A 19,314-nucleotide genomic window follows, 5' to 3' on the forward strand; every position below is an offset into this window, starting at 1 on the left:
TCGCTGGGGTACTGTCTGAGCCAGACGCAGTTCTTTTAGTGTTAGGTCTTCTTCTGGAGTAAGAATGATTCGTAGAGGTGCTGGCATCAGGGACTTTATTGGAACTCATCTATCTTATATTTAATTGCGCCTACCTACTTAACTATTATTTCATGTGGATATCATTACAATGTCTAAAATTTAGCAAACCACATACTACAACTCCTTACTCTTTCAACCACTCAATCACCTCTCGTGCATTCGTATCTGGTGGAAAAACTGGATAAAAAACTTTCACTATTTTCCCGCCATCTGCAACAAGGGTAAGTCGCCTGATTAGTCGCTTGCCCTCCACCTCAAATATTGGTAATCGCAATAAGGTCGTAAACGCAAGATTTGCATCGCTCAGAAGCTCAAATGGTAAATGAAGTCGTTCAATTACTTCCTGTTGGTACAAGGAGTCTTGTGTACTAATTCCATATACATCAACTCCAAGCTCTTGAAATTCGGTATTAAAATCTCGAAAAGCGCAAGATTGAAGGGTAAGCTGTCAAACATTTAAAACACTCTTTTTGTCCTCTAGAACCTTTGCCGCAAGGGATTCAGTCAAAAAAATTAGATGTAAAACAGCTTACAACCCGCCGCACCAGGGATCTGCTCCCATCCATCAGGTATTGGGACGTTAAGTTGCTTCGTCATTGGATAGCAGTAAATAACGACCTTTCCCTGAATTGCTGACAAGTCCAACCGCTCACCACTAGTTGAATCGAGCAGCACTTGAGGTAATTTCTTACCTAAAAGGTGATTACATCCCCCGTCATCTTTTGGAATGGGCAATTTTGATATGTCAGGTGAATATTCCATTTTCAATTTCAACTAAACTTGCCCTGTCCAGATTTTCTCCAAAATATCCGAAGCCCGAAACATAGATGGTGGATTGGGCGGGGAACCCGCCCATCAGCAGTTCCCACCCTGCTTCCTTGCCAACCGCCTGTCCAATAATCCTTTCCTCAATTGCTTAGAAATCGACGTAGTTCGCTAATTGCTGCTCCAGTACCTTTTTCTTTGGCAATTACGAAACAATCATCGATCGTCTGTTGAAGTAGAACACCTGGAAAATAACGACTAGTTTCGCTAACTTCATATTTGTCAGTAACTAACTGGTAGATTGTTAATTGGTACTTCTTAAATATCCACACTTCTGGTACATTGAAAGGTAAAAAATCCAACTCTGACGTGAAGCTAGTTACATCGATTTCAATAGCTAAATCTGGTGGTAAATCTACTTTCCAGTCGATCCGATCTTTGCCTACTACTGCTTGCCAGTTATCAATATAAAAACAATAATCTGGCTCAATACCACTCACTTCTGACAACTCCATCGTAATCGGTGTAAATGCCTCATAATTACGATCTTCATTATCTAGCAAAGCCTTAACGATATCTGCGATGATATTAGCTTCCCGTCCGTGTCTGGGCAATGGACTCATCAATAAAATTTCTCCATGATGATATCGCAGACGGGGAATTGAGCCATCATCCCGATTATCACGTAGTTGGCAAAAATCTTGCCACGAACCAGGAATCCGAAGTACCGAGCCGGGTGGAATTGAAATGCGATCTGCCGAAACAACTGCGTACACGATCGAAACTCCTGAGGATGAGATGGGCTAATTATAACAATCCTGAATCTAAATTAATCCAGCGATCGATTATTCATCCATCCCCACAGACTTATTTATGTCGATCGAATATCGAGTAAGATTTACCCTTTCCAGATTTTCTCTAGAATGTCCGAAGGTGGAATATCCGCGATGTTACCAGTCCGAGATTTGACGGCGATCGCGCGACCATTTTTAGGTAATAATTTATCTGGATCTGTTGGGCCGAATAACGCGATCGTGTATGTACCAACGGCTACAGCCAAGTGCATCGGGCCACTATCGGTACAGAGCATCAGATTGGCACCTGCGATCGTGGCGGCAAGTTTACCGACATCTGTGGGGCTAATTACTTTGAGATCGGGACACACAGCCAGCATTGACTCGATAAATTCGCCATCATCAGGGCCTTTAACGATCGCGACAGGGATATTCGGTTGCCGAGTTTGGAGATCTTTGACGATTTGCTGCCACTGCTTGACTGGATAAATCTTATCAAAGCCGAGGGTTTCTGAAGATTTGCTCGAACCGCCATGGATCAATACATAGCCGCTTTCTTTGATACCCAGACGCTGCTGTTCGGCTTCAGACCACTCGATATCCGCTTTTGGGACATTTATCGCCAAAGCGGGACAAGGATCGGTCACACCCAATCCTCTGGCCAAATCGTGAAACATGTCCGCCGCATATTGATTGAGATTCAACATGACGGGATTGGACAGAAATAAATTACTAATACCCGCTGTAAACCCAATCCTGACGGGAATACCAGTCAACCACAATAGTAAACCTACTCCAAATCTACGCCCCAAGGACATCGCGACATCATACTCACGATCGCGAATAATCCCCAGGAGATTACCCCAATCAGCAGGGCCATTGGTATCTTTGAAATCGAAGGGAATAACTTTGTGGACAGACTTGGAAACGCGATATGCAGCAGTCGAGCGAGGTTCGACGATGACATCTATTTCTGCGTCTGGGTAACGTCCTTTGAGATTATCGATCGTGGGGAAGAAGAGGATTTGGTCGCCAATTCCACCAGGGACAAGAGCCAGGATTCGCATTTGTACTCAAGTTACTGCTGTATTTACGATCGATTTTAGCAGGAATACGGTGTAGTTGTCTGAGTCGTGTTTAAATCGTCACTATCTACCCAGATGCAGCCTAGATGTCAGGATCGATACCTAGAGCGCGAAGTTGCTCGGCTAGTCGATCTGCTTGCAGTTGAACCCGATCTGCTCGTTGTCTTTCTTGCTGCGCGACTTCTTCTGGCATTAGATAACGAGTGCCCGTGCGATTGTACCAAGCCAATAACTCGCGATCGATCCCATCAAACACACCCTGACATCTCCCGATCCCTAAACCCACTTCTGGCATCCAGTAGGGTTCGCCGATTTGTAATTGGTAGTTACGCTCCGCGCCTAATTTATAAACTTCAAATGGTTGGTGCCTGTCACGCAGCCAAAATTCAGGGTTGTAGACGACATAATAAAGCACCCCCAACTTGGCGTAAATTTCCATTTTTTCGTCGTATTCATTCCCTGGCGTATGTGACACCATTTCTAGAGTAATCATCGGTACGATCTCGTTTTCTTCCCAGGTGGCATAGCTGCGGCGCGATTTACCACCTTTTTGACGCTCGACACCTAGACTGAGGAACCCATCGGGTACGACAGGCACTCTGGGATTGACACCAGTTGTATGATAAATTGCCATGTCTGCGGCAAAATACCAGTCAAATCGATCTGCCCAAATGGAGCTTAATAGAAATAATAAGACGTTGGGTAAAAAATTCTGGTCTTCATTATCCACAGGTATATCGTCGGAACATGGTAGTTCTTCGGTGCTAGGTAAAATCCGGTTGAGATAATCAGATATCATAGGATCGATCTCATTGAGTCTTGTTCTTGATTATAAACTAAAAATATTTTTCACCTAACCGATCTAGTGACTGTCCCTCTGGAGAAATGTCGGGTAGATGCAGTAGTACTTCTTCCCATTTAGTGAATGATTGGAGAACATCCACTACTACTGATAATGGCTCGGCAAATATGTTTGGAAAGTCAGCTTCTTGTGGCGATCGAATCTCATAAGCTAGCTGTTCTTGGGGCGGGGTAAACTGAGCATTAATACCAGCACGATTACCACGCGCATCAACACGATACCAACCAATTTCTGGCAAGAAAATAGCATTTAAGCCATGTAATGTACATGACACACTTCGATCGGGCTGCTTTGCCGCAGGCGGATCGTCAACAGTTAACCGTTGATAACACAATCCAGCCAGGATTTGATTAGCACGCAGTAAGGCGGCAAGTAAGTGACTTTTGGCAGCAGTATCCTGTTTTATATTTGAGGACATCAGATGCACGACAGGTAACAGGATTCATTTGATAGTCACGACTATGGTGAATTTCATCGCGTACCCATTCAAAGCATGACTTGGCAATATTTTCAGTAGCTTGATGTGTTGACGCAAGGCGATTGGCAAGTTTTAATATTTCTGGATTTTGCCAGTCAATTACTTCACTAATTTGCAAATATTTTTCCATATTTATTGACCTTTTTATCTAGATGCGATCGGCATTCGCCAGCCAGTACCAAAGGCGCGATCGGTTATTTTCAATCCTGGGGGAGCTTGACGGCGTTTGAATTCGGCAAGTTTGACTAGTCTGGTTATTTTGGTGACTACTTGCGAATCGAAACCGCGATCGACTATTTGTTCGAGGGATTGATGTTCGCAGACGATCGCTGCTAAAATTTCGTCTAAGATTTCATAAGGTGGTAGTGAATCCTGGTCGATTTGTCCGGGTTTAAGTTCGGCACTAGGTGGCTTGGTAATGATATTTGTGGGGATGATTTCTCGCTCTCGATTCAACCATTTACAGATTGAAAATACTCGCATTTTGGGTACGTCGGCGATGACAGCTAAACCACCATTCATATCACCATAGAGGGTGCAATAGCCAACCGCCATCTCAGATTTATTGCCAGTTGAGAGCAGTAAATAACCAAATTTATTGGACATGGACATCAGTAATGTCCCCCGAATCCGTGACTGGATATTCTCTTCAGCTAGTCCAAATTCGGTATCTTTAAATTGTGACTCTAGGGTGCGATCGAATCCTTGCATTAAGTCGCCAATCGGGATAGTTTCGGTCTTAATCCCCAGATTAGCAGCTAGGGCGATCGCATCGGTGACTGAGTGTGACGAGCTATAAGTTGAAGGCATCAATACACCTAAGACGTTATCTGCTCCAATGGCTGCTGCTGCAATTGCGGCGACTAATGCCGAATCGATACCGCCACTCAAGCCCAAGATGACTTTTTGAAAACTACATTTGTGAATATAGTCGCGCACACCTAATACTAATGCTTGCCAAATTTCAGCATCAGCACCATCTGGTTGGGGTTGAATTTTAGCTAGTTTTAAATCTTTTGTTGCTTCATCAAATTCGACGATAATTAAGTCGCGATCGAATGATGTGCCTCTACACACTAGCTCACCCGATCGATCGAATCCCAGGCTGCAACCATCGAAAATTAGATCGTCATTTGCACCGACTTGATTGACATATAATACCGCTCGATCGTATTTAAATGCGGCATGTTTTAATATTGCTGCTCGGATCTGTTGCTTGCCCATGCTATATGGTGAAGCTGATAGATTGATCGACAAATCTATATCTTGTATAGCTAATTCGGCGATCGGATTTATTAAGTAACTACGTTTGCCCCAGAAGTCTTCATCATTCCACAGATCTTCGCAGACTGTCACCCCGATTTTAATACCATCTAGAATGAACCAATTTGCCTCACTACCTGGGGTAAAGTATCGATTTTCATCAAATACATCATAAGTCGGTAATAGTCGCTTGTGAAAGATATTTTGTACCTTTCCAGCAGCGAGTAGGGCGATACTATTAAATAATGGTTTGCTACCTGTGACAATCGCATCAGGGTTGCGGGTAGCTAGTCCGACTAATCCGCGGACTTCTGGAGGTAGTTCTGTTGCTAATTGGTGGAGTTCTTGCTCCATTTCGGTGATGAAGTGGGCATTGAGTAATAAGTCACGCGGTGGATAGCCACATAATGATAGTTCGGGAGTGAGTAATAGTTTTACTCCTTGGGCGGCTGCTTGTTGGGCGGTTTTTAAAATCTGTTGGGCGTTATTTTTTAAGTCGCCGATGGTAGGATTGAGTTGAGCTAGTGCTATTTTCATTTTACGCAGAGTTTGCAGAGTGAGGGGAGAATGCGGAGAGATTTATGGTGTGGTATAATGATTATCTTTTTTAGACGAATAGTAATGGTTTGTCTTTTAATGGTGCAAATGCGACTGGATCGAAGCGATAGAGACTGGCTGGACGCCCGCTGCCACGAGAGGATTTGATCCCTGTTTCTTGGAGGAATTTTAGTTTGATTAGGCGATTACGAAAATTGGAGTAGTCGGAGAATGTTTCACCGAGGACTGTTGTATATAGTTGATAAATATCGCTGAGTGTAAATAGTTCTGGGAGTACATCAAATGCGATCGGACTATATTCTAATTTGTTTCTCAGTCGTTGATGTCCGTATTCAATAATTTGTTGATGATCGAAGGCGAGATCGGGCAATTTGTCGATCGGATACCAGGCAATTCCCCCGACTCCGGTGGCAATAAGTTCGGCGGCTTCATATCTAACTAGAGCAAAGTAACTAACTGACAAATATCTCACATCATAACTATCGGCTGCTTCACGCGGATCGCGTCCTGGGCCACCAAAGGTATATAATTGTTCGAGGTATAAGTTATCAACTTTGATTTTTTCTGATAGGATGCGATCGGCAGCAGTCTTCAATGGTTCTCCATGTCTGACTAGGGTACCTGGTAAACACCAATAGCCTAAATAGGGTTCGTCATGTCGCATCACTAATAATATTAATAATCGATTTTGCTGGGTATCGATTGAGAAGATCGCATTGTCTACCCCTACTTTAAAATCAGCAAGTGTCTGTTTATTTAAGCTTCGCTCTGTCACGGGATTCATCAATTATAGAATATAAATTATGTTGCTGAATATACTTGGCGATACCAAGAGTTACACCTTCAATCGAATGACTATTCCGAATTGCTGTGGATGAAATAATTGGTGTCGATAGTGGTGCGATCTCGATGTGCGCGCCTAGCTCTCTAAGTCGTTGCAAGTCTGCCGATTCGATGTTGTTGCCAGTACGGGGCACTATTAATAATTTTACTTGACTCAGTAGTTCGCTGACTCGGTACCACTGGGACATTTGAGCGACTAAATCTGCACCAATTATTAGGAAAAATTCACTATCTCGCCAAGTTTCTTGGGCAATCAGTAGGGTTTCTAACGTCCGCCTACTGCTTAAATTGCGGTATACTTTCACATGTCCATTACTCACTGGATCGATTTCATCGATTAACAATTCTAGCATCTGCGATCGCTGTTCTAGCGATGCTCCATGCGCTTTAAATGGATTGTCTGCTGCCCAAACTGCCACTCGATCGAATTGTTTTAATGCCAACCAATGAATGATATCTCTATGAGCAATCGTCGGTGGATCTGCACTAGTTCCAAATAAGGCAACTTTCATCTAATTAGAGGGTAGAGGGTAGAAGGTAGGCTTTAGGCTTTAGGTTTTAGGCTTTAGTTGATGTAGGGTGTGTTAGGCGCAAGCCGTAACGCACCAGTACCAGAGCCTGAAAACACTTTTAGATAAGTTGTTGCTAAAATAGGGATGTTAACCTCACCCTGAAAACCCAATTACTTGTACTGTTGGCGTTAGCCTACCGTAGGCAATGCGTAGCCGAAGTATCAATTAATTTAAGTTCGATTTTTCAAGGTTTGGGTGAGTTGTGATAGTGCTGAAGAAATCCGCACGGGGGTAGCTCCATCGTAGTTAATATCTCGAACTTCTGTAGATAAGTGCGCTACATTTAGATCGGTACGTTTTCTAATGGTGGCGAGACTCTCTTCTGGCTGGAGCCGATCTCCTTTACTCATGACTAGCTCCAATAAGCCTGTCCCTTCACTAGCTAAACCAAGCGTGTCTCCAATAAATTTTCCAGCTTGAGATTGACGAAATATCTGTTTTTTACCAGGATATGTCATTTTATTAGTCGATCGCTTCATCGTCGGGATATTGTCGATCTCAACTAGCTTATATACGCCATTAACTGGACTACCAGTTACCAATTTAGTCCCCAACCCATAGCCATTAATCGGTGCTTTTGCCGCACGTAATTTGGCAATCTCCCACTCATCCAAGTCGCCACTGGCAAAGATATCAACATTTGGTAAAATCGATCGAATGGTACGAGATAAAGTAATCAAATCCCCAGAGTCTAACCGAATTCCTGATAGCTCCATTTCCCCTGCTGCTACCCGTGCAGCCAACTCTGTAGCGGCAATAATTGGATCGTAAGTATCAATTAATAGCGGTGCACCTGGAAAATAACGATGAAAAGCACTAAATGCTGCTTGCTCACTGCCTTCGAGCGCACCTATCGCCATCACTAACGAATGTGCCATCGTACCACTGGGTTGACAACCTAATTTTAAGGCGGCTAAAACGTTGGAAGTAGTGTCTAGCCCACCAGCAATCGCCGCACGAGCCGCCCAGACGGAAGCTTGGGGGCTAAAAGCGCGACGGGTACCAAATTCGAGGAGTGTGGCATCAGCACCCGCCACATCTCGCAATCTAGCGGCTCTGGTGGCGATGAGAGTTTGATAGTTGATAGTATTGAGTAGGTAAGTTTCCACGATTTGGGCTTGCCACAAGGGAGCTTCAATCCGCAAAATCGGCTCGTTAGCAAAGATCGCGGTTCCTTCTGGTACCGCCCACACATCACCTGTAAATCGAGCGGTGGCTAACAGATTCCAAAACCTATCGGGGGCGTTTTTAAAAATTCCTGTTGCTTGGAGTGCATCAATTTGAGCGGAACTAAACTGAAATTGTTCGAGATATTCCAAGGCTTGCGCTAGCCCCATCGCGATCGTATAACCGAAGCCTTTTGGTAACTTTCTAATAAATAGCTCGAAACTAGCCACAGATCGATCGAGTGATTCGCCGACGTAGCAAGCAGTCATCGTGAGCTGATATAGATCTGTTAATAGGCTGTAGTCATTGCTTGACAAGGATAATATCGATTGACTGAGGCTGCGATCGGTTGTGGCGATCTCTGTGACTGGATTCATTGTTTCCTCACAATAGCTTTTATTTATTATGGTGTTTATCACCATAATTTGTCAACGATCGAGCCAAACTAAAATTTAAGCCTAACCTAGCTACAGTGTGGAGCGAGATCGTCTGTCGAGCGGGATAGTATCGGAGCATGAACCATTTTTTACAAAAATGGTATCAGAAATGACATTCAAAGGTAATATGATAATAAGCATCAAGCACTGTTGTGACTGCCAACGATGCTATTACTAAATTCGCAAATTACTGTTAAGTACTTATCTGTTAGTCTAAAGCTGTTATTCGATACTAGTCGGTACGATCGGGTCAACTGTTTGGCATGTAGTAGATAGCAACAACATCGGCGCAAGCGATCGCCGCCACCTGTCAAGCATAACTAACTAACGTGTTCGGATACTTTACTGTTGCTAAGATTGTGGAAAAAAGTACCTTTGCCAAAGATGCCGTCAGCAGTACTACAAATTTAATAAATGAATATGTCCTTGGGTGGAGGTAAATTAAACTATATGGAATTTTCGATCGCCACGCTGCTATCGCATGTTAGTTCTGAGAAGTTAGTTGCCCCAAAGTTACTGGAAAAGAAGTTAGGTTGTGAAACTCCGGCGAGTATCGAGCAGTTAGATCTAGCTTTAGAACTACTAGAAAAAATTGGGATTCTCAACAAGGAGAAAGGTAAATATCGCCGCGAACAGATCGAGCACATTGTCGAGGCAAAGTTACGCTGTTCGAGTAAGGGTTTTTGCTTTGCGATCCAAGATGATGAGAGTGCGGATGATATCTACATCCGTGAAAGTCATCTCAGCAATGCCTGGAACGGCGATCGCGTGCTGATTGAGACGATCAAGGAAGGTACGCGGCGGCGGAGTCCTGAAGGGGCAGTGAAGCTAATCCTAGAACGGGCGAATCCCTCGATTTTGGCTAAGGTGAAACGGCTAGAAACGGGTGAATATCGGGCGATACCTTTGGACGATCGACTCCTCTTTGAGTTGGAGGTAAAGGAAAGTGACATCAAATCGTCGCAAAATCATCAGCAAGAGCAGATCGTCCTCGATGATATTCTCGATCATCTCGTGCATGTAGATGTGCTGCGTCACGCGATCGGGCAAGATTTACCGATCGGTGAAGTGGCGAGGGTGTTGGGGACTACGGCTGAATCAGCGGCGGATCTCGATATCGTGACTTGCAAGCACGATCTGCACCAAACATTTTTACCCGCAGTAGAAGCTGCTGCGGCAAAAATTGCTAAAGGATTCAAAGATCCGATCGCCAGTAAGCGAGTAGATCTGAGGCAACTACCGACAATTGCTGTCAGTGAACAACTAGGCTCGATCGATAGTGCGCTGACGATCGAACATTTAGAGGGTGAGATCTGGCGACTGGGGGTACATATCGCCGATATCGCTAGTTATATCGCCGCTGATGACAGACTCGATCGCGAAGCCAGAAAACGCGGTACGGCGGTATATCTGGGCGAAAATACCATTCCCCTATTACCAGATGCCGTACATCAGACTTGTGGTTTTATACCAGGAGCCGAGCGACTAGCAATTTCAGTCTTGCTCACGCTCAACGATCGTGGCGAGTTGATCGAGTTTAATATTCAACCAAGTCGGATTCAGTTAGACTGGCTGCTGGCTCCGAGCCAAATTGATGCCGTCATCAGCGACGAACCCGTCGAAATCGACCCCCAAGCGATTGAAATCATCAAACCGATCTGGAACATCATTGCACCAGCTTTTAGAGCGCAGCGACGATCTAGAGGGGGTTTGGAAGTCGATCTGATCCAGAAGCAAACACCGTTTGCTGATGAGGGGAGATTGGGGGCGATCTTTTTGGAAGATCCACAATCGTTGCTTACCGAAGTGATGGTGATGGCAAATTATGCGATCGCCGTCCATCTTCAAGCTCTCCAAGTGCCAGGGATTTATGCAGTTCAACACAATCCCGAACTGGTAGAAGTCAACGATACAATTAAGCTAGCGATTAATTTAGGATTGAATTTCGAGGGCGAAGTCGAGACAGAAATCAGCGTCGCCGACTTACAACGTCTGAGCTTACAATTCGCCGCATCACCAGTGCCGCAGGTACTAAATTACCTATTCAAATCTCTACTGAAGACTACCGTTTACAGTACCAAACCCAGTGCTCATTTTGGGCTAGCGATCGAGAATGGCTATACACACGCGGTGTCACCACTGCGCCGCTATCCCGATATTTTAGTCCAGCGGGTGCTGCACGAAGTATTTGAAAACGGACGCGATCGCAAAACTTCTCGCGCCAAAGAAATAGTCAATTTGGGTAGCAGTAGCTGTCACGGACAGATCACCTGGAACGTCCTGACGCCAACAGTTCAACAGGAACTAGAATCGCAAATTGCCGGATCGATCGCGCATTTAAACGATCGCACAAAAATCGCCCAAGATGCCGAAAACGATCTCGCTGGATTACAAAAAGCCGAGAAGATGAAAGCCCGCACAGGCGAAATTTTCCAAGGCTTAATTACTGGCGTTCAATCCTACGGTTTCTTTGTCGAAATCGAAGACTCTTTGGTAGAAGGATTGGTACACGTCAGTTCGCTCAAAGATGACTGGTATGAATTTCGTCCCCGCTATGCGTGTCTAGTCGGACGCAAAAACCGTACCTCATACCGTCTGGGCGATCGAGTCGAAGTCCAAGTCAAGAGTGTAGACTACTATCGCCAGCAAATCGATCTAGTCACTGTCACCAGTATGCTGTCCGAAGCCGCAACCGCATCGGCACAATTAGAGTCATCTTTAGCGGAATCAGAGCCGGATTTGGCAGAATTAGAGCCATCTTCCACAGAACTGGAGGAATTTGAACCGATCGGGGAGTAGAAGATCTCACCGATAATGAGAAAAGGGGAAAGGTAAATAGTTGACAGCGAAGTGATTAGAACGGAGATTTAAATTCTACTGGACAGGTCTCCCGCCCAATGTTCTAATCACAATCAGGTAGCTTTAAACCCCGAAGCCATAGCTTCTGCTATTCGGTAACTGTAAACCCTTACCCCTTATCTGTCCCTCCTCCCTCTTCACTTCAATTAATGACAAAACCCCTCATCCTCGGTATCACTGGCGCATCTGGTTTAATCTATGCCATTCGAGCGATTAAATATCTCCTCGCTGCCGACTACCAGATCGAGCTAGTCGCATCTAGATCTACCTACATGGTATTTCAAGCCGAAGACCAAATTAGATTGCCTAGCGAACCCGAAGAACAGGCAGACTTTTGGCGCGAACAGGCTGGCATCCCGACTGCTGGCAAATTACGCTGTCATCGCTGGGGTGATGTTGGGGCAAACATCGCCAGTGGTTCCTACCGCACTCAAGGGATGATTATTATCCCTTGTAGTATGAGTACCGTCGGCAAACTAGCCGCTGGGTTGAGCGGAGATTTGCTCGAACGCGCCGCCGATGTCCAACTCAAAGAAGGACGTAAACTAGTAATTGTCCCCCGCGAAACTCCCTTTAGTCTGATTCATCTGCGAAACCTCACGAGCCTAGCCGAAGCCGGAGCCGCGATCGTCCCAGCTTGCCCTGCCTGGTATCATAAACCGCAATCGATCGACGATCTGGTCGATTTTGTCGTCGCGAGAGCCTTGGATCGATTGGATATCGACTGTATCCCCATTAATCGCTGGAAATCGGTGGATACTGAATAATCTATACTCCTTTTCTAGTGACAAATTAGGCATCTAGTGTGGATGGTGGATAGTGGATGGTGGATGTCTATTTCTTGGGTGGTTCGGGAGTATGAAAATTATTATTGCCTTATTGGTACTGATTTTATTGGGAATTGTCGTTGGCTCGAATTTATTCCCGACGATGACAGTAGTTATCCTCAATCAGCCTACAGTAGCATTACCGATCGGGGTGTGGTTGATGCTTGCCATCGGCGCGGGAGTATTATCTAGCATTACGATCCAACTGTTAATATCGATCGATCGTCGTTTGCTCAAACGGCAGATTAATCGCTCTCAATCCCGCGCCGAGCAGCAGGATGAAGATAATTTTACCTATACTCCACCAGTCGTTGGCGTAGCCTCTCCTGCGGAGAATCGTGACAGCTCATCACGCGACACCGACGCAATACCCACCAAAACCAGCAGATTTAAGAGTTATCGAACCAATCTAACAGACAGGTTTACTAATCGGTCATCAGCCCAGCCAATGATGGTTGATGACAGCGATGATTGGGAAGTAGAACCAGTGGCAAATCGTCAATTAGATTGGGAAGATTCGACCCCTCAACGCCAGCAAAATCTTCAATCTCCAACTAATAGTCCAAACCAAACAGAGCGAATTTACGCAGAGCGACGTACCGAAAAAATTGACAGCGCATCTCAATCAACTAGTCGAGAAGTATACGATGCAGACTTTAGATTGATTCAGCCGCCTTATAAACAGCCACTCCAAACTGAATTCGATCTTGAGGACGCTGAAATAGATCTAGATGAAGATGATGATAAATCAACACCTTCTGTCAAGCCAACATCGCCAAATCGCTCTACACCTTCAAGCAATCTAGACGATGAAGATTGGGGATTTGATTTTGAAAGTCGAGATACTCCAGTTAGAACAAAATGAGATCGATCGCGGTAATGTTCCATTTAATTTAAAGTTAATTGGAACTATCATTATAATTAAGTGCATAATATACTAATATAAGGTCAGCTTCATCATGAACAATTCATGAAGTCAACTGCATATCCAGCCCAAAATGTCCGCCGTATCCACTAATCAAACTATGTCTAAAGTCGATTCCGTAGCAGAGCTAACTGCACCTACATCACCAATTACAGGAAAAGCTCTGCTTCAAAGAGTTAAAGAACTTTCGCATCTTGCCAAGCGTGAAACTGCTACACAGTGTGGCTATGTGAAAACTACCAAAGCAGGTGTTACCCGCACCGATCTATCTGGATTTTACGATGCTGTGCTTACAGCCAAAGGAGTCAAACTTGACGAAACCAGTAGAGATAATCGTGGCAAAACCGCGACTTATAAGGCAACGGTTCACAAGAACGGTCAATTGTTGATTGGTGCTGCTTACACCAAAGAAATGGGACTCAAAGAGGGCGATACTTTTAGTATCAAACTAGGTTATAAACATATCCACTTAGTTCAAGATTAGATCGCATAGCAGCAGTTACAGGGGCAATTCACAAATTGCCCCTGTTTTTGGTGTTGTTCGATCGAATTAATCCTAACTATAAACCGCAGTTACCACCCGATCGGTAACAAACTTAACAACTTCAGCTAATCCCGTACCAGTTTTGAGATTAGTAAAAATAAACGGTTTGTGCCCACGCATTTTCAGACTGTCCCGTTCCATAATGTCTAGATCGGCTCCAACATGAACGGCAAGGTCGATCTTATTGATTACTAATAAATCGGACTTAGTAATACCTGGGCCGCCCTTACGGGGGATTTTGTCACCACCTGCGACATCGATCGTGTAGATGGTCAAGTCTACTAGTTCGGGACTAAAGGTAGCCGCAAGATTGTCGCCACCACTTTCGAGAAAGACGATATCTAGATCCGGAAATTGGTGCTCCAATTGTTCGATCGCGGCAATATTCATCGAAGCATCTTCACGGATCGCCGTATGGGGACAGCCACCAGTTTCCACCCCAACGATCCGCTCTGGCTCTAAGGCTTTGCTCCTGACCAAAAACTGAGCATCTTCTTTGGTATAAATATCATTAGTAACTACTGCCAACTGATATCGATCGTGCAATTGCTTGCACAAACCATCGAGCAATGCAGTTTTTCCCGAACCGACAAGACCAGCAATACCAACGCGAAGGGGGGTCATAATTAGGCTTTAGGTGTTAGATGTTAGGTGTTAGGTGTTAGGTGTTAGGTGTACTCCTGTTAAGGTGACTATTTGTACTAAGCGGAGGGGTTAACGATCGATACTTGTGGGTTGCGAGTTTTGCTGGTGGGGGCAAAACCCGGATCTGGGGGTACCGACCCCCAGACCCCCCGTTGAGAGGCGGGACGCCGCCTCTCAAACTCTCCTGCGTAAGGTTCGACTGGTGTGTAGCGTAGCGCGCTTCGCATTGGTGCTTGGGCTTTGGATTGTTAGTTACGATCGTACATCAGCTCACCTTAACAGGGGTACACCTAAAGCCTAAAACCTAAAACCTAAAGCCTAAATCCTCAAGCCTCAAGCCTCAAGCCTCAAGCCTAACACCTAAAGCCTAAAGCCTAACTAGCGGTCTGGTTCGCATTTGTCTTCAGGACAAGAAACAGTGATTTGACCGATCGCGGCGCGTCGATCGTACTTTTGAGTTTTGAGGTACTCTTCATTACTTTCGGGATATTCGCCCGCAAAGCTCCGCTTTCCTGCTGGTTTAGGACGAAATGCCAAACCATTGGGGTGTTGGGTAAAGTTAATAAACTCACGAGATTCGTTTTCTTTGCTCATCGAGAGCGTCGCGCCACCATAGACAGAGACAGCTTGACCGATCGGCGTACCTGGGCCGACACCTTGTGGTGTCCGGTAGTTGGGATTATCCGTCATTAGATGTTGAATCCGATCGGTATCGGTAAATTGAGTTCCAGTGGGATAAGGAATATAGTACTGTACCGTCCCCGCTTTGGTCACAGCGATCGCATCAAAACCTTCCAGAAAGCTCGGCTTGACTGGGAACTCAAACCCTTCACCTACCTGCTCCTTTAGCTCCTTGAAACTCATCCCAATTTTTGCTGCACCGATCCCGACTGGAGTAATTTGCTGGGCTGGATCTGTTGGCGGTTTGAGTTTGGAGATTGGCTCGGTTTTAGAATTTGCCTTAGTTTTAACTGGATCTGGTGTGACTGGAATAGCGACAGGGGTGGGGAGCGGATACAGAGCCTTGGGTAGAGCGGAGATCTTTGGTGTAAAAGGTGCTGCTGTTGTTGGCTGGATTGTGGGGATCTTTACTGGTGCGGACTGTACTGGTGGCGATGCTGGAGGTGTGGGCTGGATCGCTACAGGTGTTGGTGTCAGCATCGGGGTAGGTGTTGGCGTCGGGGCGATCGCGATGGGCGGCTTTTGCCCACAAGCTGTTACTCCCACCATCGCCAATAAACATAGGCTGAGGTAAATTTGTCTGTTCATCGCTACTACCCCGCTAGCTGAATTTCAAAATAATACTTTAGAATCTAATTCTACCGCTAGTGAGTAGCTGATAACCACTGACAAATGCTAGCATTGACACCAAAAATGTCCAGAGACTAGTCGGTTGCAAGATAACGCCACTATTCATAAAGACAAGAATAATGCCGATGGCGATAAAAATCCAGCCAAAATTCCCCATTTCTCGTCGCCAAAGGGTGAGCGAACTAATCCCCGCAATTAAGGCTAGTACGGAGGCTGTCGCTGATGTTTTTTGCCACCAGGTATAATAGTAATGGGTCGTGAACGTGATATTTTGACCCAAAAAATAAATACTGACAATAATTAATGCCAAACCGAGGATAGTAGACATGAAAACTCCGATTATTTGAGAGATCGATCTCTAAAGTACCCAAATATCCATGCCAGATGATTATTTCAGCCTATGCCAGTCAAATTAGTTGTCGTAATTATTACCATTGTTAGTCTGCTAATTCTGGAAAACAAGTTTCCCTTCTTTCACTACCAAAATTCTCTCCGCTCCAGAATTGCCAATAATTTCGAGTTGGGAGTTGTTAATTCGATCGCCGCAAGTCTGTTCACGATCGCGATCTCTGGCTCTGGGCTGCTAGTTCGATCGCATCTAGGGCTAATCGCCACGATGTCATCCCCAGTCATTGCCGGAATTTTATCTTTTCTAATTCTGGACATTTACATGTATTTTTGGCATCGAATGATGCACAGATTACCCTTAGCCTGGAGATTTCATCGAGTACATCATACCGATCGATCTATGAATGTGTCCACAGCATATCGATTCCACGCGATCGAAATTATCAGTTCGAGTATTCCCAAACTAGTCTTAATCTGGTGGCTGGGGATTGCTGGCAATTTTGTCTTAATTTATGAGCTAGTATTTACCGTAATTGTCGCGCTGCATCATAGTAATCTGCGGCTTCCGGCATCGATCGAAAGGCTCCTAGCATCCGTCATCCTCACCCCCAACTATCACCGCATCCATCACTCCCAAATCGTCACCGAAACCAACTCCAACTACAGCAGTGTCTTCATCTGGTGGGATCGGCTGTTTGGGACATACCACGCGCGCCCCGATATCGACAATATTCAACTCGGTGTCAGCGATGAAGTCCGTGAATTAAATATCTGGCAATCGATCGTGCTACCGATTTGGCAAGTTAAGGATTAGCTGAATGGTGAATGGCTTGCACTGTTGGCGTTAGCCTGTTGTCGGCATAGCGTGAATAGCGATCGTGATGTCTCTCGATTGAGATGTCAGGGGATGTGCTCTAATTTTACAAAATTTACGGGTCTAAATCTCCATCCCAAAAGCCCCGCTATCAACTATCAACTATTTAATGCTAGCCTGTTGAGTAAGTCCGCGATCGTGCAGCCACATGAGTAACCCTGAGACAGCCCCAAATTCTCCCGCACCCACATCATTAGATCTCGATCGTGCCAGAGCGAGTTTAAAGCAAAGTTTATCTCGATATACTGCCACAAAAGTTGGCGAAATTTCGCCCAGCTTACAGAGCGATCTAGACACCTTAGCGTACACATTGACCAAGCTAGAACAGACTAGTTATAGTATCGCCGTATTTGGACTTGTCAGTCGTGGTAAATCAGCGGTATTAAATGCCTTAATCGGGGAAAAAGTCCTAGAAACTGGGCCACTTAATGGGGTAACGCGGTTTCCTCGATCGATCCGCTGGTCGCCAGATGGTATTATCCAAATCGATCTGATCGATACCCCTGGCTTAGATGAAATCGATGGCGAAGCACGAGCGACAATGGCATCCGAAGTCGTGCGTCAAGCAGATCTGATCTTATTTATTATCGCAGGTGATATTACTCAACTCGAATATCAAGCCTTGCGCGAATTGCGTAAAGCTCAAAAACCGCTATTACTAGTATTTAATAAATCCGATCTCTATCCCGAACAAGAACGCCAAAGTATCTATCAGCAGTTGCAAAGTTTGAGTGGGGATAGTGTCAGCGATGAATTATTGCAAAGATTGTTATCTGCTGATGAAGTAGTGATGGTAGCCGCAGATCCGACACCCATCCAAGTGCGGATCGAATATCCTGATGGTACAAAAAAATATGAGTGGGAAAAACCCTCGCCCCAAATCGAACCACTCCAGCGCAAAATTAAAGAGCTACTAGCACGAGAAGGTCGATCTTTACTAGCGATCAATGCACTGGTGCAAGCACGTTCGGCTGAAGGTAGTTTGGCAAAAATCACCCTTACCGGAATGCAGTCAGAAGCAAATACTCTAGTCTGGCGATTTGCTCAGTATAAGGCGATCGCTGTCGCCGCCAACCCGATCGCGATTTTTGATGTATTGGGTGGAGTGGTGGTAGATCTGATCCTGATTGGGGCATTGGCTAAGTTGTACAATCTGCCGATGACCAAATATGAACTAACTAAGTTACTCAACGGGATTGTGTTTAGTAGTGCGAGTTTATTGTTGGGTGAATTGGCAACTGGCATCGTATTTGGCGTTGGCAAAACGACAGCACTCATCATCGGTACTAGTTTTAATATTACTGCGCTCCCTGGCTATCTGGGTGCAGGTGCGATTCAAGGTGCGATCGCAGGTTATGGTGCTTATATGGTCGGAAAAGCCGCTCAAACCTACCTATCAGCAGGGACAACCTGGGGTCAATTGGGGGCCAATACTGTCATGCAGGAAATACTCGATCGCATCGATGATACCACCATCATTTCACGGTTGCGGGATGAATTATTACCCGCTCCTGCACCTGAAAATCCACCTCAACCAACCGCTCAAAAGTCATCGGAAATAGTCGATCGAATACTGTAGGGTGTGTTATCCCGAAGGGTAACGCACCAGAGCCGATAGTTGACAGTTGACAGCGAAGTTGTTATCGCTGGGGATTAAAACCACTCTAATCCTCCTGGTAGTTGACAACTAGCATATTCGAGATGAATCACTCGGCGATGACTTGGCACAATTGCGATCGATGAAGCGTGTAATAATAATGGGCGCATCAGGAGTATTCTTCCAGCCTCGCAATTGCAAGAAATACCTGTAGATACTTGCTTCCATCGAGCGATCTCTAAATTACTCAATTTACCCTGACGATGAGAACCTGAAATTACTTTCAAAGCTCCATTCAACTCATCTGTGCAATCGAGATGAATTCTCACAGTCAGCATGGGTCTTCAGGATCGAGTATGCTAGTGTAGCAAGTGATACAGTTTGAACAAGATGCAGCCATTATTTACTCAGTTACTAAAACTAGACGGTATAACAGTTGAAGAATACTGCGAGCTAGGCGAAGAACTCGTCTTGACAGT

17 protein-coding genes and 2 pseudogenes are annotated in these 19,314 nt (G+C 45.2%); 6 read left to right on the top strand and 13 right to left on the bottom strand.

Annotated features, from left to right (window positions below; genetic code table 11):
* Positions 1-205: 205 nt before the first annotated feature.
* From ACEW9J_RS22965 to ACEW9J_RS23005, 9 genes and pseudogenes are all read right to left on the bottom strand, one after another.
* Positions 206-843, bottom strand: a pseudogene (locus ACEW9J_RS22965) (peroxiredoxin).
* A gap of 146 nt (positions 844-989) precedes the next feature.
* Positions 990-1,622 carry a Uma2 family endonuclease gene (locus ACEW9J_RS22970; protein ID WP_373547397.1) on the bottom strand — a complete coding sequence of 211 codons (633 nt, stop codon included), beginning with the start codon at positions 1,620-1,622 and terminating at the stop codon, positions 990-992.
* 122 nt (positions 1,623-1,744) lie between these two features.
* A complete protein-coding gene (locus ACEW9J_RS22975) occupies positions 1,745-2,707 on the bottom strand; it encodes a glycosyltransferase family 9 protein (RefSeq protein WP_373547398.1) in 963 nt (320 codons plus the stop codon).
* 100 nt (positions 2,708-2,807) lie between these two features.
* Positions 2,808-3,524, bottom strand: coding sequence for a Uma2 family endonuclease (locus ACEW9J_RS22980; RefSeq protein ID WP_373547399.1), 717 nt, complete (start codon positions 3,522-3,524; stop codon positions 2,808-2,810).
* 37 nt (positions 3,525-3,561) lie between these two features.
* Positions 3,562-4,195, bottom strand: a pseudogene (locus ACEW9J_RS22985) (transglutaminase family protein).
* A gap of 14 nt (positions 4,196-4,209) precedes the next feature.
* A complete protein-coding gene (locus tag ACEW9J_RS22990) occupies positions 4,210-5,865 on the bottom strand; it encodes an NAD+ synthase (RefSeq protein ID WP_373547400.1) in 1,656 nt (551 codons plus the stop codon).
* 70 nt (positions 5,866-5,935) lie between these two features.
* A complete protein-coding gene (locus ACEW9J_RS22995) occupies positions 5,936-6,670 on the bottom strand; it encodes an NUDIX domain-containing protein (protein ID WP_373547401.1) in 735 nt (244 codons plus the stop codon).
* Complete coding sequence (locus tag ACEW9J_RS23000; RefSeq protein WP_373547402.1) at positions 6,639-7,241, bottom strand: nicotinate-nucleotide adenylyltransferase; 603 nt, start codon at positions 7,239-7,241, stop codon at positions 6,639-6,641. Before ACEW9J_RS23000 ends, ACEW9J_RS22995 begins: the two co-directional genes overlap by 32 nt.
* A 230-nt stretch (positions 7,242-7,471) precedes the next feature.
* A complete protein-coding gene (locus ACEW9J_RS23005) occupies positions 7,472-8,845 on the bottom strand; it encodes a nicotinate phosphoribosyltransferase (protein ID WP_373547403.1) in 1,374 nt (457 codons plus the stop codon).
* Positions 8,846-9,325: 480 nt separating this feature from the next.
* Between ACEW9J_RS23005 and ACEW9J_RS23010 the strand changes: the two genes are divergently transcribed.
* The 4 genes from ACEW9J_RS23010 to ACEW9J_RS23025 all read left to right on the top strand — a co-directional run bounded on the left by ACEW9J_RS23010 (position 9,326) and on the right by ACEW9J_RS23025 (position 14,000).
* A complete protein-coding gene (locus ACEW9J_RS23010) occupies positions 9,326-11,704 on the top strand; it encodes a ribonuclease R family protein (protein WP_373547404.1) in 2,379 nt (792 codons plus the stop codon).
* Positions 11,705-11,913: 209 nt separating this feature from the next.
* Positions 11,914-12,531 (top strand): flavin prenyltransferase UbiX, encoded by a 618-nt coding sequence (locus ACEW9J_RS23015; protein ID WP_373547405.1) that lies wholly within the window; start codon positions 11,914-11,916, stop codon positions 12,529-12,531.
* Between the two features lie 91 nt (positions 12,532-12,622).
* The gene (locus ACEW9J_RS23020) at positions 12,623-13,456 is read left to right on the top strand and encodes a hypothetical protein (protein WP_373547406.1); all 834 of its coding nucleotides are present in this window, start codon (positions 12,623-12,625) and stop codon (positions 13,454-13,456) included.
* Positions 13,457-13,616: 160 nt separating this feature from the next.
* Positions 13,617-14,000 carry an AbrB family transcriptional regulator gene (locus tag ACEW9J_RS23025; protein WP_373547407.1) on the top strand — a complete coding sequence of 128 codons (384 nt, stop codon included), beginning with the start codon at positions 13,617-13,619 and terminating at the stop codon, positions 13,998-14,000.
* 72 nt (positions 14,001-14,072) lie between these two features.
* Here the strand turns inward: ACEW9J_RS23025 and ureG are convergent, their stop codons facing one another.
* The 3 genes from ureG to ACEW9J_RS23040 form a co-directional block, all read right to left on the bottom strand.
* Complete coding sequence (gene ureG / locus ACEW9J_RS23030) at positions 14,073-14,684, bottom strand: urease accessory protein UreG (protein WP_373547408.1); 612 nt, start codon at positions 14,682-14,684, stop codon at positions 14,073-14,075.
* Positions 14,685-15,083: 399 nt separating this feature from the next.
* Positions 15,084-15,974: a hypothetical protein gene (locus ACEW9J_RS23035; RefSeq protein WP_373547409.1), complete on the bottom strand. Its 891-nt coding sequence runs from the start codon at positions 15,972-15,974 to the stop codon at positions 15,084-15,086.
* A 37-nt stretch (positions 15,975-16,011) separates the two neighbouring features.
* Positions 16,012-16,344 (bottom strand): hypothetical protein, encoded by a 333-nt coding sequence (locus tag ACEW9J_RS23040; protein WP_373547410.1) that lies wholly within the window; start codon positions 16,342-16,344, stop codon positions 16,012-16,014.
* Between the two features lie 72 nt (positions 16,345-16,416).
* Between ACEW9J_RS23040 and ACEW9J_RS23045 the strand changes: the two genes are divergently transcribed.
* Positions 16,417-17,178 carry a sterol desaturase family protein gene (locus ACEW9J_RS23045; RefSeq protein WP_373547411.1) on the top strand — a complete coding sequence of 254 codons (762 nt, stop codon included), beginning with the start codon at positions 16,417-16,419 and terminating at the stop codon, positions 17,176-17,178.
* Positions 17,179-17,386: 208 nt separating this feature from the next.
* Complete coding sequence (locus ACEW9J_RS23050) at positions 17,387-18,817, top strand: GTP-binding protein (protein ID WP_373547412.1); 1,431 nt, start codon at positions 17,387-17,389, stop codon at positions 18,815-18,817.
* A gap of 74 nt (positions 18,818-18,891) precedes the next feature.
* Here the strand turns inward: ACEW9J_RS23050 and ACEW9J_RS23055 are convergent, their stop codons facing one another.
* On the bottom strand, positions 18,892-19,173 hold the full coding sequence (locus tag ACEW9J_RS23055; RefSeq protein ID WP_373547413.1) for a phytanoyl-CoA dioxygenase family protein: 282 nt from the start codon (positions 19,171-19,173) through the stop codon (positions 18,892-18,894).
* Positions 19,174-19,314 lie beyond the last annotated feature (141 nt).

It is taken from the genome of Chamaesiphon sp., assembly GCF_041737865.1.
In the GTDB taxonomy this organism is placed as follows: Bacteria; Cyanobacteriota; Cyanobacteriia; order Cyanobacteriales; family Chamaesiphonaceae; genus Chamaesiphon.